The sequence below is a fragment of the Pseudomonas cichorii genome, from assembly GCF_003700275.1.
Lineage (GTDB): Bacteria > Pseudomonadota > Gammaproteobacteria > Pseudomonadales > Pseudomonadaceae > Aquipseudomonas > Aquipseudomonas cichorii_B.
The window spans coordinates 63572-77251 of sequence record NZ_RBRE01000051.1 but is presented as its reverse complement, the minus strand read 5'-3'; the positions used below and the strand labels follow the sequence as shown (position 1 = coordinate 77251).

The 13680-nt window shown below is 58.8% G+C and carries 16 protein-coding genes; 9 read left to right on the top strand and 7 right to left on the bottom strand.

Annotated features, from left to right (window positions below; all coding sequences use genetic code 11):
• The first annotated feature begins 93 nt into the window (after positions 1 to 93).
• Positions 94 to 300, top strand: a complete 207-nt coding sequence (locus ALQ04_RS14115) for a hypothetical protein (protein WP_122316368.1) — start codon at positions 94 to 96, stop codon at positions 298 to 300.
• Between the two features lie 67 nt (positions 301 to 367).
• On the opposite strand, the gene ALQ04_RS14110 is transcribed toward ALQ04_RS14115, so the two are convergent.
• Positions 368 to 952 (bottom strand): YajG family lipoprotein, encoded by a 585-nt coding sequence (locus tag ALQ04_RS14110; RefSeq protein ID WP_122316367.1) that lies wholly within the window; start codon positions 950 to 952, stop codon positions 368 to 370.
• A 162-nt stretch (positions 953 to 1114) separates the two neighbouring features.
• Here ALQ04_RS14110 and ALQ04_RS14105 point away from each other — a divergent pair, with 162 nt between their 5' ends.
• Together ALQ04_RS14105 and mqo are read left to right on the top strand one after the other, a co-directional pair.
• Positions 1115 to 1348 carry a hypothetical protein gene (locus tag ALQ04_RS14105; protein ID WP_122316366.1) on the top strand — a complete coding sequence of 78 codons (234 nt, stop codon included), beginning with the start codon at positions 1115 to 1117 and terminating at the stop codon, positions 1346 to 1348.
• Between the two features lie 728 nt (positions 1349 to 2076).
• Entirely contained in the window at positions 2077 to 3588 is a 1512-nt protein-coding gene (mqo, locus tag ALQ04_RS14100; RefSeq protein ID WP_122316365.1) for a malate dehydrogenase (quinone), read from the top strand.
• Positions 3589 to 3696: 108 nt separating this feature from the next.
• Here mqo and ALQ04_RS14095 read toward each other — a convergent pair whose 3' ends face one another.
• Entirely contained in the window at positions 3697 to 4593 is an 897-nt protein-coding gene (locus ALQ04_RS14095) for a homocysteine S-methyltransferase family protein (RefSeq protein WP_122316364.1), read from the bottom strand.
• Positions 4594 to 4704: 111 nt separating this feature from the next.
• Between ALQ04_RS14095 and ALQ04_RS14090 the strand changes: the two genes are divergently transcribed.
• Both ALQ04_RS14090 and ALQ04_RS14085 read left to right on the top strand, forming a co-directional pair.
• Complete coding sequence (locus ALQ04_RS14090) at positions 4705 to 5526, top strand: ABC transporter substrate-binding protein (RefSeq protein ID WP_122316363.1); 822 nt, start codon at positions 4705 to 4707, stop codon at positions 5524 to 5526.
• Complete coding sequence (locus ALQ04_RS14085; protein WP_122316362.1) at positions 5523 to 6356, top strand: amino acid ABC transporter permease; 834 nt, start codon at positions 5523 to 5525, stop codon at positions 6354 to 6356. Before ALQ04_RS14090 ends, ALQ04_RS14085 begins: the two co-directional genes overlap by 4 nt.
• Positions 6357 to 6420: 64 nt before the next feature.
• Here ALQ04_RS14085 and ALQ04_RS14080 read toward each other — a convergent pair whose 3' ends face one another.
• From ALQ04_RS14080 to ALQ04_RS14070, 3 genes are all read right to left on the bottom strand, one after another.
• The gene (locus ALQ04_RS14080; RefSeq protein ID WP_122316410.1) at positions 6421 to 6708 is read right to left on the bottom strand and encodes a PA4642 family protein; all 288 of its coding nucleotides are present in this window, start codon (positions 6706 to 6708) and stop codon (positions 6421 to 6423) included.
• 66 nt (positions 6709 to 6774) lie between these two features.
• Positions 6775 to 7266: a hypothetical protein gene (locus ALQ04_RS14075; RefSeq protein ID WP_122316361.1), complete on the bottom strand. Its 492-nt coding sequence runs from the start codon at positions 7264 to 7266 to the stop codon at positions 6775 to 6777.
• An 87-nt stretch (positions 7267 to 7353) separates the two neighbouring features.
• The gene (locus ALQ04_RS14070; RefSeq protein ID WP_122316409.1) at positions 7354 to 7911 is read right to left on the bottom strand and encodes a hypoxanthine-guanine phosphoribosyltransferase; all 558 of its coding nucleotides are present in this window, start codon (positions 7909 to 7911) and stop codon (positions 7354 to 7356) included.
• Between the two features lie 206 nt (positions 7912 to 8117).
• Between ALQ04_RS14070 and upp the strand changes: the two genes are divergently transcribed.
• Both upp and ALQ04_RS14060 read left to right on the top strand, forming a co-directional pair.
• The gene (upp, locus tag ALQ04_RS14065) at positions 8118 to 8756 is read left to right on the top strand and encodes a uracil phosphoribosyltransferase (protein ID WP_122316360.1); all 639 of its coding nucleotides are present in this window, start codon (positions 8118 to 8120) and stop codon (positions 8754 to 8756) included.
• A gap of 4 nt (positions 8757 to 8760) precedes the next feature.
• Positions 8761 to 10026: a uracil-xanthine permease family protein gene (locus tag ALQ04_RS14060; RefSeq protein ID WP_122316359.1), complete on the top strand. Its 1266-nt coding sequence runs from the start codon at positions 8761 to 8763 to the stop codon at positions 10024 to 10026.
• An 89-nt stretch (positions 10027 to 10115) separates the two neighbouring features.
• On the opposite strand, the gene hemH is transcribed toward ALQ04_RS14060, so the two are convergent.
• Together hemH and ALQ04_RS14050 are read right to left on the bottom strand one after the other, a co-directional pair.
• Positions 10116 to 11144: a ferrochelatase gene (gene hemH, locus ALQ04_RS14055; RefSeq protein ID WP_122316358.1), complete on the bottom strand. Its 1029-nt coding sequence runs from the start codon at positions 11142 to 11144 to the stop codon at positions 10116 to 10118.
• A 22-nt stretch (positions 11145 to 11166) separates the two neighbouring features.
• Positions 11167 to 12069 (bottom strand): TIGR01777 family oxidoreductase, encoded by a 903-nt coding sequence (locus ALQ04_RS14050; protein ID WP_122316357.1) that lies wholly within the window; start codon positions 12067 to 12069, stop codon positions 11167 to 11169.
• A 303-nt stretch (positions 12070 to 12372) separates the two neighbouring features.
• Here ALQ04_RS14050 and ALQ04_RS14045 point away from each other — a divergent pair, with 303 nt between their 5' ends.
• Together ALQ04_RS14045 and ALQ04_RS14040 are read left to right on the top strand one after the other, a co-directional pair.
• Positions 12373 to 13359 carry an NAD(P)/FAD-dependent oxidoreductase gene (locus ALQ04_RS14045; RefSeq protein WP_122316356.1) on the top strand — a complete coding sequence of 329 codons (987 nt, stop codon included), beginning with the start codon at positions 12373 to 12375 and terminating at the stop codon, positions 13357 to 13359.
• Complete coding sequence (locus ALQ04_RS14040) at positions 13356 to 13571, top strand: TIGR02450 family Trp-rich protein (protein ID WP_122316355.1); 216 nt, start codon at positions 13356 to 13358, stop codon at positions 13569 to 13571. Before ALQ04_RS14045 ends, ALQ04_RS14040 begins: the two co-directional genes overlap by 4 nt.
• Positions 13572 to 13680: the final 109 nt, after the last annotated feature.

Sequence of the window (13680 nt, the reverse complement as noted above, 5' to 3'; positions counted from 1 at the left end):
AGGCGCCGTTTGTCCTTGTGTCACCTGAACGTAATACAGCTCATGCACTGTATGGCTCCTCAAGGAATGAACCTCCCTTTTTTGGAGCTGCACATGCTGCATGCAAACAACCAGGATCGCCTGTACCTGATCGCCCAGAGCGATGAACAACAAGAGCTGGTCGATGCACTGGCCTTCAATGTCCATGACCGCCACTGGCTGGTCTATTGCGCATTGGGCGGGCATCAACATCACGACCTTCCGGACCTGGATCTGGAAACCGGCCTGAGCTTTCTGGATTTCTATCAGCAAGCCGCCTGACCCGTCGTCCAGATACAGAAAAGCCCGGCACCTTGAAAAAGGGCCGGGCTTTTCGTTGGGGTACTGCTTATTGCGCCAGGGTGCTACCGATGGTTGCGTCCTGGAACACACGGGTCAGCGCATCGCTCAACACGTCGCTGACCAGCTTGGTGTTGGTTTCCTGATTCGGCGCCATGCCGAAACGCTGATCCAGCGAAGCCGCATAACGGCCACTGTAGTTGCGGCCATTGTTACGGACGTCGGCGCGGAAGGTGGAGCTGATGGTGGCTTCCGTCACATACAGGCCTTCCTTCGGCGACTGGTATTTCAGGTCAGCCAGCGTCAGGGTCAGTTGTGGAGCATTGCCACCGCCGGAAACCGGGGTAAAGCCCAGCAGGCGAACGGCAGCTTCAGCCTGTGCCTGCAGCTTTGGCAGCAGATCGGCACCGCTTACGCTGATGGCGCTGGTTTCCGGGTACAGACCGCCGCGGGTTCCCAGCGTCGGGCCAGGACGACCGTCCACGACCCGCACGATAACCTGCTGTCCCTGGCCTACCGGCGCGAACTGCGCGTTGATCTTGGGTTGAGGACTCAATTGTTGCGGGCTATGGGCGCACCCGACCAGAGTCAAACTGCTTACAGCAAGCAAACCGAACAAAAGGCGACGCAACATGCTCATCTCTCCAACAGGCCAGACACTAAATGTGCCGCAGTATAGCGATGCCAGCGGAAAATGGGACCGCCGGGCAATCGTAATGGTTCAGCCATCACGGTGTAATCAGGGTGTCATGCCGATAAATCAGGATGGCCTCACTGAATCGACAGGAGCTTCGCCATGAGCCTTTTCCAATCCTTGTTCAACCTGCGCCGCCAATACCGTCATTACGCTCTCGTGGACAGTACCGGTATCTGCCGTGCACTCAAGCATTGCACACAGCGTCCATCGAGCAGTAACTGGGTGGAAGTCAACGAGCAACGCGCCAACTGGCTGAACCAGCCACTGCCTGCCAGCGCAAGGGTTATGCAGCACAATACAGGCCCGGCCCACGGCCAGTTGGTCACTGCCTGATCGATACCGAATAAAAGTCACATAAAGCCGATCAATTCCTGTCGTTTCATCGCTATAATCTCCCCCCGATTATAAGGACGTCTCCTGATCGGGCCTCGCAGCATCGCTAATCCTCGTATTAGCTCCTCCGTAATGCCCACAGAGAGCCGCCCACACAGATCGTTTGCACCCCGGAGTGCACGATGAACGGCGCAGAATCGTTCGATTGCCATCGAACCTTTTGCACCGGACAACGCCTCACTCTGTATGCACCTGATCTGCCAGAGCTGCCAGCGCAGCCCTTTTTGAGGTTTGGTTCACGTTTCCAAAAGAGCGTGAAAAAACGGGTTTCACTACTTCACAAGAGTGTGGCGAGCAAATGAATAGGTATGCGTTTGTAAATGCACCATCAGCGTCTGAATCGGCCCTTTTGAACAGGACTGACCGCGACTGCGCCTCCATCACCGGAGCCTGATGCCTGTCTTCGGGACACAGGTTGGATGACCCGTGTCTTGACGATGGTCGAATGGCCGAACGGGTTGAAAAATGAGTTCATGCACCATTGGTGAAACATTGATTCAGCCTGACCGGGACCTGCGCTTTAGATGCGAAAAATTGCGAAGAATCGGACAGGCGATCCTGGCCAGGACACATGGGGCACCACTTTTACCCACGCCCCGTCCCCCTGGCACCCAGCCTCAGGAACGCATGCCGTCAATTTGGTGCTGCAGATTTTGGAGACGCGTTAAATGGCGCATAACGAAGCAGTCGACGTAGTACTGGTCGGAGCGGGCATCATGAGTGCCACCCTGGCCGTGCTGCTCAAGGAGCTCGACCCCGGCCTCAAGCTGGAAGTCGTTGAGCTCATGGATTCCGGCGCTGCGGAGAGTTCCAACCCATGGAACAACGCGGGAACCGGTCATGCCGGTCTCTGCGAGCTGAACTACACGCCGCCTGCGGCCGATGGCTCGATCGACATCAAGAAAGCGGTGCACATCAACACCCAGTTTGAAGTCTCGAAGCAGTTCTGGGCCTATCTGGCCCGTAAAGGCGCTTTCGGCTCGGCGAAATCCTTCATCAATTCGGTCCCGCACCTGAGCTTCGTCCAGGGCGAGAGCGGTATTGCCTTCCTCAAGACCCGTTACGAGGCGATGCACAAGCATCACGCCTTCTCGTCGATGGAGTACACCGAGGACAAGGCAAGGCTCGCCGAATGGATGCCGCTGATGATGCCTGGTCGCCCGGCTGACGAACCTATCGCTGCCACACGGGTGATGAACGGTACGGACGTCAACTTCGGCGCCCTGACCAATCAGTTGCTCACTCATCTGGCCAGCGCTCCCGATGCGCAGGTCAAATACTGCAAGCGCGTGACCGACCTGACCCGCAAGGGCGACGGCTGGAGCGTGACCGTCAAGGACGTGAACAGCGGCAGCACACGCCAGATCGATGCAAAATTCGTGTTCCTCGGCGCAGGTGGCGCGGCCCTGCCGTTGCTGCAGATGTCGGGCATCGAAGAGAGCAAGGGCTTTGGCGGCTTCCCGGTCAGTGGCCAGTGGCTGCGTTGCGACAACCCGGAAGTGGTCAAGCACCATCAGGCCAAGGTCTACAGCCAGGCAGCCGTGGGTTCGCCACCGATGTCGGTTCCGCACCTGGATACCCGCGTGGTCGATGGCAAGAAATCCCTGCTTTTCGGGCCATACGCCGGTTTCACCACCAAGTTCCTCAAGCACGGCTCGTTCCTGGACCTGCCGCTGTCGGTTCGGGTTGCCAACATCAAGCCGATGCTGGCCGTTGCCCGCGACAACATGGACCTGACCAAATACCTGGTCAGCGAAGTGATGCAGTCGATGGAACAGCGCCTGGAATCCCTGCGCCGCTTCTATCCAGAAGCCAAGGCCGAAGACTGGCGCCTGGAAGTGGCCGGTCAGCGCGTGCAGATCATCAAGAAAGACGCCAAGAAAGGCGGCATCCTGCAATTCGGTACCGAACTGGTGTCGGCCAGGGATGGCTCCCTGGCTGCCCTGCTCGGTGCATCGCCGGGCGCATCGGTAACGGTTTCGATCATGCTGGAACTGATCGAGCGCTGCTTCCCGGACAAGGCTCGCAATGAATGGGCCGCCCGACTCAACGAGATATTCCCGGCTCGGGAAAAGGCTCTGGAAAGCGATGCGCAGTTGTACCAGCGCGTCAGCCGCGAGAGCGACGAGAGCCTGGATCTGCTGGAAAAGACAAGTCAGGAACAAAGCAGCATCGCCTGATTGCCTGAACAGATGAAAAAACCCGTGAGCTGATCCAGTCACGGGTTTTTCATTTTCAGAATCGTCTCAGGTCTTGAGCATTCACCCAGGACCTGAAGTTCCAGCCGGTTACAGGCCCTTGGCCAGGACCGCAATATGCTCCGGGCCAATCCCGCAGCAACCGCCGATATGCGTGGCGCCACGCTTGACCCAGTCCACCGCCCATTGCTGGTAGCCTTCGGGATCGAGATCCTTGCGCAGTTCATCCAGACCGTCGTTGGCCGTGGCATCCTTGGGTTGCGGCGGGAAGGCGTTCGCGTAGGCGCCGATGGCGATATCGACATTCAAGGCCTCGAACACCTCACGCGCCGCATCGATGGCCGCGCCAATCACTTCCGGCTGGCTGCAGTTGAACAGCAGCGTCGCGACACCCATTTGCGCAGCAGCCCTGGCAGCATCGGCCACCGGCTCGCCGGAGCGCAGACGCGCAACTTCGTCGGTGTCTTCATCCTGAAGCGTGAACGACAACCAGAACGGCTTGCCATCGGCCGGCAAACCGGCGCGGATGGTTTGCGCCTCGATGATGCAGCTCTGGGTCTCGGCCAGCCACAGGTCCACATAGGGAGCGAGCCCGGCAACCAGTGGCTTCAATACTTCGGCAGCCAGTTCCGGCTTGTAGAGGTCAGGACGATAGGAGCCGAACAGCGGTGGCAGGGAACCGGCAACCCGTGCGCGACCGCCGCAAGCATCCGCCGATTCGCGGGCCAGTTGCCCGGCAAGAGCGGCCAGTTCCTGGCCTTCGCGAGCAAAACGCTCTTCGCCAATGTGAAAAGGCACCACTGCATAGCTATTGCTGGTGATAACCTGCGCGCCACTGTCGATGTAAGCGGCATGCACGGCACGCACCGCTTCCGGTGCCTCGCTCAATGCAAGCGCCGACCACTCGGGCTGACGGAAGGGCGCGCCGCGGCGCTGGAGTTCGCGGCCCATGCCGCCGTCAAGAATTACTGTCGAGCGCTGAGTCATATGCCATCTACTTATATCGTTATGAAAAAAACTCATTAGAAATGAGCTTGGTATAACGTATTTAATACGGCGCTTTATACAAACTACAATCATTTTCTTCAGGGGATACCTTTGAAACTTAGCGCTCTGCTGGGCATTGGCCTGGTCACTCTGGCTGTCTCGACCCAGGCCCTGGCCGGTGCCACACTGGACCGCGTACAGAAGAACAAGGAACTGGTAAACGTCCTGATGGAAAGTTACCCGCCCTTCTCTTTCCTGAATGATCAGAATCAACTGGATGGCTTCGACGTTGACGTCGCCAAGGCGGTTGCGCAGAAGCTGGGCGTCAAGCTGCGCCTGGAAACTCCGTCCTGGGACGTGATTGCGGCTGGCCGCTGGAGTGGTCGCTACGACATCTGCATCTGCTCGATGACGCCAAGCAAATCCCGCGCTGAAGTCTTCGACTTCCCCATGGAATACTACGCCTCGCCTGCGGTGATTGTGGTCAACGCCAAGGATGAGCGCATTCATGCCGCCAAGGACCTGAGCAACAAGAAGGTCGGCCTCACCAGCGCGTCCAGCTACGAGAGCTACCTGAACAAGAACCTGGTGATCGAAGGTGCAGAGGACAAACCTCTGGAATACCCGTTCGAGAACGTGCAGATCGCGCCGTATGACAACGATAACGTTGCCTTCCAGGATCTGGGCCTTGGCGCTGGCGTGCGTCTGGATGCGATCCTCACCAACCTGGTTACCGCCCAGCCGCGACTGGATCAGGACAAGCGCTTCAAGCTGGCCGGCGCGGCGCTGTATGAAGAGCCCAACTTCGTTGCCATCGAAAAAGGCGATGCCGAATGGGACGCCAAGGTTCGCCAGGTATTTGCCGAACTCAAGCAGGACGGCACTCTGAGCAAGCTGTCGCAGAAGTGGATCGGCGCTGATATCAGCAAATGACTTCCTTCCAGCCTCAACGCCCACCTGAGCAGGTACAGGACAGCCTGCTCAAGCGAGTCTTCGGATTTCGTACAAGGCTCTATCTGACCTGGGCGGCGATGTTCGCCCTGTTTGCCGGGTTCTTCCTGAGCTTCGACCTGAAGTTCTCGATCATTCTCGACAAGCTGCCGAATCTGGTCGGCCTGAGCCTGTCGCCAAACGGCTTCCTGCAGGGCGCAGCGCTCACCCTGTTCGTGTGCCTGTGTTCGATTGTCGTCTCGGTGCTGCTGGGCTTTGTCGTCGCCCTGGCGCGGCTGTCAAAAAGCGCAGTGGCATTCGGCATCGCCAGCTTCTATGCCTCGTTCTTTCGTGGCACGCCGCTGCTGATCCAGATCCTGCTGATTTACCTGGGCCTGCCGCAAATCGGCCTGGTGCCCGGCGCCATCGTGGCCGGTATCATCGCGCTGTCGCTGAACTACGGGGCTTACCTGAGCGAAATCTTTCGTGCGGGAATCATTGGCGTGGCGGCCGGCCAGCGTGAAGCGGCCATGGCCCTGGCGTTGCGTCCGGCGCAGATCTTCTGGCGCGTCACCCTGCCCCAGGCCATGCGCACCATCATCCCGCCGACGGCCAACCAGTTCATCTCGATGCTCAAGGATTCGTCACTGATTTCGGTGATGGGCGTCTGGGAAGTGATGTTCCTGGCCCAGTCCTATGGCCGCTCCAGCTATCGTTATATCGAGATGCTGACCACCGCAGCGGTTCTGTACTGGATCATGTCGATCGGACTGGAGTTGTTGCAGGCGCGGCTGGAACGCCACTATGGAAAGGCTTATCTGGCCCGGAAATAAATAGTAGGAGCGGATTTATCCGCGAATGAAATTGTTCGCGAATGAATTGGCTCCTACACAGGAATCAGCCGCGAGCCTTCTCGATCAGCTCGATATACTCTTCGGCATTGCGCTGATCCTTGATCAGTGCGACGAAATCGTTACCGTGTTCGTCCTTGCCATCGAGGTCGTGGCCGGCTTCCTTGAAGAACACCAGGAAACGCTCGAAATCGTCGATACGCAGGCCACGATAGGCCTTGATCAGCTTGTGCAGCGACGGCGAGGTGGCATCGTGCGGCTCGAAGTCGAGGAACAGTTTGATCTGCTCATCGCCGATCTCGTCGCCAATCAACTGCTTCTTATCTTTACGCATTGCGGGCTCCAACTGGTCGCAGACACTTTCACGGGCGCGCAGTTTACCCTTGTGCATGTGCGCGGCTCAACGCGCGCGTAGCACCGCTGTATGCAAATCGGCCCAGACATGGCCGTTGGCGTAGACCAGGAACTGGCAATAGACCTTTTCATTACGCAGCAAGTCCACCAGCGCACGGTACTGGTTGAGCGGGTAGTAAAGCGTCAGGGTTCGCGACGGCTCGTCATAGGTCGGCTTTTTCAGGCTTTTGCTTTCGCCATCGAAGTGAATGATCACTTGTGAAATGGTCGCGCCCTTGTTCAGCGGCTTGCCCTTGAGGCGCAGCAGCATCGGCGAGGTCACCGGAATGGGCTGCTGACTGGATTGACGCTGATTGCCGAGCACCACCGAGTATTCGGTGATCTGCAACAACTGCTGCTGTTCCGGCGCACCGGCACGCAGGCTCAGATCATCGGGGGGCAGGTATTGGCCATGCATGGGTTCGGCCTGAACCGGTGCCAGCACTGCCAGACCACAGACCACAACAAGCGCCATGACGCCGGAAATCGATAACTTCATGCAGAGCTTCCCTGAAAATCCAACGATCATTCCCGCGCCACGGCGCAGGAATACCTCTTGCGGAGGCATTCCTGTCGCAACGATCAATTACATCCCTTTGACCGCATAGATCCCGGCAGCATTACGCCAGTAACCTTTATAGTCCATGCCGTAACCGAAGATATAACGGTCCACGCAAGGCAGGCCAACGAAATCGGCCTTCAGGTCAGGGCGGGCCTTGCGGTCGTGATCCTTGTCGATCAGTACCGCGGTGTGCACCGCACGCGCGCCAGCGTGTTTGCAGAAGTCGATGATCGCGCCCAGAGTGTGGCCTTCGTCGAGAATGTCGTCGATGATCAGCACGTCACGATCGATGAACGAGACTTCCGGCTTGGCTTTCCAGAACAGGTCGCCGCCGGTGGTTTCGTTGCGATAGCGGGTTGCGTGCAGGTAAGACGCTTCCAGCGGGAAGTTCAGGTGCGTCAGCAGTTTGCCCGAGAAGATCAGGCCGCCATTCATCACGCAGAATACAACAGGGTTGCGTTCGGCCAGTTCGGCGTTGATCTGCGCCCCGACGCGAGCGATGGCAGCATCGACTTCAGCCTCGGTGTAGAGGCAATCGGCCTCGCGCATGATTTGACGGATATGCTCGAGATCAGCGGACATGAAGCTCTCCAGATGGGCAGTGTAAGAAAAGCGGGCAAAGGTACGCATCCCGTCCATTCAGGGCAAGCGATAATGGACTAACGTTGCGGGTACCGCCCGAGGGCATGAATCACACTTGTACGACGATACTGCATGCGCTTTAAGACAGTCACAGCTGAATAGATTAATCTAGGCCGTTTTTTTGCCCCCTGCTGGAGCCTTTTCTTATGCCCATTCGTGAAATCCGTCATCCGCTGATCCGCCACAAGCTCGGCCTGATGCGCCGCGCCGATATCAGCACCAAGAATTTCCGTGAGCTGGCACAGGAAGTCGGCGCACTGCTTACTTATGAAGCCACTGCGGACCTGCCGCTGGAAAGCTACGACATCGAAGGCTGGTGCGGAACCGTACAGGTCGAGAAGATCGCCGGCAAGAAAATCACCGTGGTACCGATCCTGCGCGCCGGCATCGGCATGCTCGACGGCGTGCTCAGCCTGATCCCGGGCGCCAAGGTCAGCGCTGTGGGCCTGGCTCGCAATGAAGAAACCCTGGAAGCACACACTTACCTGGAAAAGCTGGTTCCGGAAATCGACGAGCGTCTGGCGATGATCATCGACCCGATGCTGGCCACCGGCGGCTCGATGATCGCCACCATCGACCTGCTGAAAAAAGCCGGCTGCAAGGAAATCCGCGCCATGGTGCTGGTAGCTGCGCCCGAGGGCATCGCTGCCGTGGAAAAATCTCACCCGGATGTGATCATTTACACCGCGTCCATCGATCAGCATCTGAACGAACATGGCTACATCATTCCGGGCCTGGGTGATGCGGGTGACAAGATTTTCGGCACCAAGCAAAAGGACGCGTAACTCGATGAAGCAGTCCGAATTCAACGACCCAACGTGGCGTACGGTTCTTTCCGGGGCACAAATGCTGTTCGTGGCCTTTGGCGCGCTGGTGCTGATGCCGCTGATTACCGGCCTCGACCCCAACGTCGCGCTGTTCACGGCAGGCCTGGGTACGTTGTTGTTCCAGTTGGTGACAGGTCGTCAGGTGCCAGTGTTCCTGGCTTCGAGCTTTGCCTTCATCACTCCGATCATCCTCGCCAAGGGCCAGTTCGGCCTGGCTGCGACCATGGGCGGCGTGATGGCGGCGGGCTTCGTCTACACCTTCCTTGGCCTGGCGGTGAAGATCAAGGGTACGGGTTTTATCGACCGTTTGCTGCCGCCAGTGGTCATTGGCCCGGTAATCATCTCCATCGGCCTGGCCATGGCGCCGATTGCCGCCAACATGGCGATGGGCAAGTCCGGTGACGGTGCCGAACTGATCGCCTACAAGACCGCCATGATGATTTCGATGCCAGCCCTGCTGACCACGTTGATCGTGGCGGTGTTCGGCAAAGGCATTTTCCGTCTGGTGCCGATCATTTCCGGCGTGCTGGTGGGCTTTGCGCTGTCGTTCTACTTTGGCGTGGTCGATACCGCGAAGATTGCCGCAGCACCGTGGTTCGCTCTGCCGCACTTCACGGCACCGGAATTCAACTGGCAGGCGATTCTGTTCATCGTTCCGGTGGCCCTGGCTCCGGCCATCGAGCATATCGGCGGCGTAATCGCGGTCGGCAGCGTGACCGGCCGCGACTATCTGAAGAAGCCGGGCCTGCATCGCACGCTGTTTGGCGACGGCATCGCGACAACCGCAGCCGGTCTGTTCGGTGGCCCGCCCAACACCACCTATGCCGAAGTCACGGGCGCGGTGATGCTGACCAAGAACTACAACCCGGCGATCATGACCTGGGCATCGATCTTTGCCATCTCGCTGGCCTTTGTCGGCAAATTCGGCGCGCTGTTGCAGAGTATTCCGGTGCCGGTCATGGGCGGGATTCTGTGCCTGCTGTTCGGCTCGATTGCTGCGGTGGGGATGAACACCCTGATTCGGCACAAGGTCGATCTGTCCGAGGCACGCAATCTGGTGATCGTCTCGGTGACTCTGGTGTTCGGTATTGGTGGCGTGCTGATCGGCACCGGCAACGGCCCCGATGACTTCGGCCTCAAGGGCATCGCCCTGTGCGCCATCACTGCCATTGCCCTGAACCTGATTCTGCCGGGCAATGACAGCTGGAAGAACAAGCAACTGCCATAAGCAGGGGTAGGTAGCGAATTCATTCGCGAACAAGGCAACAGAAATGTATATGCCTTGTTCGCGGATGAATCCGCTCCTACAAAGCGGTGTCAGAGGGTCAGGCGGGGGGCTTTTTCACACAGCTGGTTCAAGGCCCTGGCCCAGTTCGGGTCGTCGTTCAGGCACGGCACCAGCACCAGCTCTTCACCGCCCGCCTCCTTGAACTGCTCCGCTCCGCGATCACCGATCTCCTCCAGAGTCTCGATGCAGTCGGCCACGAATGCCGGGCACATCACCAGCAGCTTCTTCACGCCCTGTGCAGCCAGTTCATCAAGACGCGCTTCGGTGTAGGGTTCGATCCATTTGGCGCGCCCGAGTCGCGACTGGAACGATACCGACCATTTGTCGTCAGGAATGCCCATGCGCCTGGCAAACTCTGCGGCCGAGCGCAGGCACTGGGCGCGGTAGCAGGTGGCAACCACTTCCGGCGGCGCAGTCATGCAGCAGTTTTCATTCTTGAGGCAGTGATTGCCGGTGGGATCGAGCTTGGTCAGGTGTCTTTCCGGCAGACCGTGAAAACTCAACAGCAAGTGATCGTAGGACTGCTGTAAATGCGGGCGGACGTTTTCCACCAGAGCATCGAGGTACTCGTCCTGATCGTAGAAAGGCTTCAGCAGCGCGAATTCCATGGCCAGCGATTTGGCCCGCACGACGCGCCGGGCCTCCTCGATCACGGTGGTGACGGTGCTATCGGCAAACTGTGGATAAAGCGGAGCCAGGGTCACCTTACTGACGCCCTGCCCGGCCAGGCGTGTCAGCACCGTTTCGATGGATGGCTCGCCATAACGCATCGCCAGCTCCACCGGCCCCTGCGTCCACTGGTTTTTCATTGCCGCCTGCAAGCGCTTGCTCAGCACAACCAGTGGCGAACCTTCGTCCCACCAGATGGACGCATAGGCATGCGCCGATTGCTCGGGACGCTTGATCAGAATCAGCGAAACCAGCAGCCGGCGAACCGGCCACGGCAGGTCGATGACATAAGGGTCCATCAGAAACTGATTGAGATACCGGCGTACGTCCGGCACTGCAGTAGAAGCAGGCGAACCCAGATTGACCAGCAACAGCGCGTGATCGGTCATGCAACATCCTATTTCAATGGCTTCAGTGGCGGCCCGGCAAATCACTCAGGGCAGCGCGCAAATCAGTAAAGCGGAAGGTAAAACCCGCCTCCAGCAAACGGGCCGGGCGGGCACGCTGGCCGCCCAGCAACAATACAGACAGCTCGCCCAGTGCCGCTCGCAGCGCCAGTCCGGGCAACGGCATGAACGCGGGCCGATGCAGGACGCTTCCCAGGGTCTTGGCAAACTCGCGATTGCGTACTGGCGTTGGTGCGCAGAGATTATAAGGACCGCGGGCATCATTACGGTTCAATAGAAAATCAATCGCGGCGATTTGATCCTGAAGGTGAATCCAGGGCATCCATTGCCGACCATTGCCTATCGGGCCGCCCAGCCCCAGCTTGAAAGGCAGCAGCAGGTGTTTCACGAATCCGCCCTGATCGGACACCACCAGACCGGTACGCACGAGAATCACACGAACGCCCAGGTTTTCTGCCCGCAATGCGGTTTCTTCCCAGGCGTTGCACAGCTGGCTGGCGAAGTCTTCCTTGGCTGGCAGCGAGGTTTCATCCAGCTCATGCTCGCCCGCATCGCCATACCAGCCAACGGCCGAACCGGAAATCATCACTTCGGGCCGGTGCTGGCGACTCTCCAGCCAGGCCAGCAGTTGCTCGGTCAGGCCAATGCGACTGCTCCACAGTAATAACCGGCGTTTGCGCGTCCAGGGGCGCTCGGCAATCGGCGCACCTGCCAGGTTGATGAGCGCATCGACCGGTTGTTCGCCCAGCTCTTCCAGGCGGGCAATGCCACGCACCGATTGACCGCAGAGCTCAGGAACCTGCGCAGGTCGGCGGCTCCAGACAGTCAATTGATGACCCTGCGCAGACCAGACTCGGCAGAGCGCTCGTCCTATCAAACCAGTACCGCCGGTCAGCAATATGTGCATGGCAGGTTACCTCGCGTGGCGTTCGTGGCAGTTGAGTAGTCTATTTTTTACAGGTCTGACTTATCCAGAAAAACCAAACCGTTTGCTGAACGATAGGTCACACCTGAATGAATTGGAGCTTTACTGCCCAACCCGGGTAGTTGGCCCATTGTCTACAAGCAACAGACTGACCGTCTTCGACCGTCCGGGTTGCAGTTGATTTAAAAGCAGTAAAACGAGAACGACTGCAAGTTATACCAAAAACGGAGATTGTACAGGTTTTAACTACGGCGTAGTCTGTGCAGACAAGGTAACGAGGCCCCTATGACTGTACCTATCGCAATCATCGGTACCGGTATCGCCGGACTCTCTGCTGCCCAGGCGCTGAAAGCTGCCGGGCACGACATCCATCTTTTCGACAAAAGCCGCGGCAGTGGCGGAAGAATGTCCAGCAAGCGAAGTGAAGCTGGCTCTCTGGACATGGGCGCGCAGTATTTCACTGCCCGCGACCGGCGCTTTGCGGCGGCGGTAAGCCAGTGGCAAACCCAGGGCCATGTGGCCGAATGGACGCCCTCGCTGTACAACTTCCATGGCGGCAGGCTCAGCCCGTCGCCGGACGAACAGGTACGCTGGGTCGGCCAGCCGGGCATGAGTTCCATTACCCGCGCCATGCTGGGCGATCTGCCGGTGACCTTCTCGTGCCGCATCACCGAAGTGTTCATGGGTGAGCAGCACTGGAATCTGCAGGACGCCGAAGGCAACAGCCATGGCCCGTTCAGCCATGTGATCATTGCCTTGCCGGCCCCCCAGGCAACCACTCTGCTGGCTGCGGCACCGAAGCTGGCAAGCGTTGCCGCCGGGGTGAAAATGGACCCGACCTGGGCCGTGGCACTGGCTTTCTCTGCCCCGCTGCAAACTCCGATGCAAGGCTGCTTCGTACAGGACAGCCCGATAGACTGGCTGGCCCGCAATCGCAGCAAACCCGGGCGCGACGACACCCTCGACACCTGGGTTCTGCACGCCACCAGCACCTGGAGCAGGCAGCATCTGGACATGCCCAAGGAAGCGGTCATCGATCATCTGCATGGCGCCTTCGCCGAACTGATCGACTGCCCGATGCCAGCACCGGTATTCAGCCAGGCACACCGCTGGCTGTATGCACGACCGGCCAGCTCACATGAATGGGGCGCATTGTCCGATGCCGACCTGGGCATTTACGTGTGTGGCGACTGGTGCCTGTCCGGGCGCGTCGAAGGTGCATGGCTCAGCGGCCAGGAAGCCGCACGCCGCCTGCTTGAACACTTGCAATGAATGCGATCAACCCACGCAAGCTGCTGCTGTCGAAATGGACCGCAGCAGTGCCGCTCAACCGTGAAAAACACTTTCTGGTGACCGAGCTGTTCAAGGATGAAGAAGGCACGGTGCTGGAAATCGAACTGCAGGCCGTGCTGACCCAGCGCAGCGAACGCATGCCGTGGCAGACGCTGCGCGATGCCGAGGTGTGGCGGATGGGCTGGAAGTGAACGCCTTTCGCGGATGAATTGACTCCTACCGGCGCATACAACCTGCGGGAGCGGATTGATCCGCGAAAATCTTGTACAAAGAGTTTGACTTGTACAGCCACAAACCTAT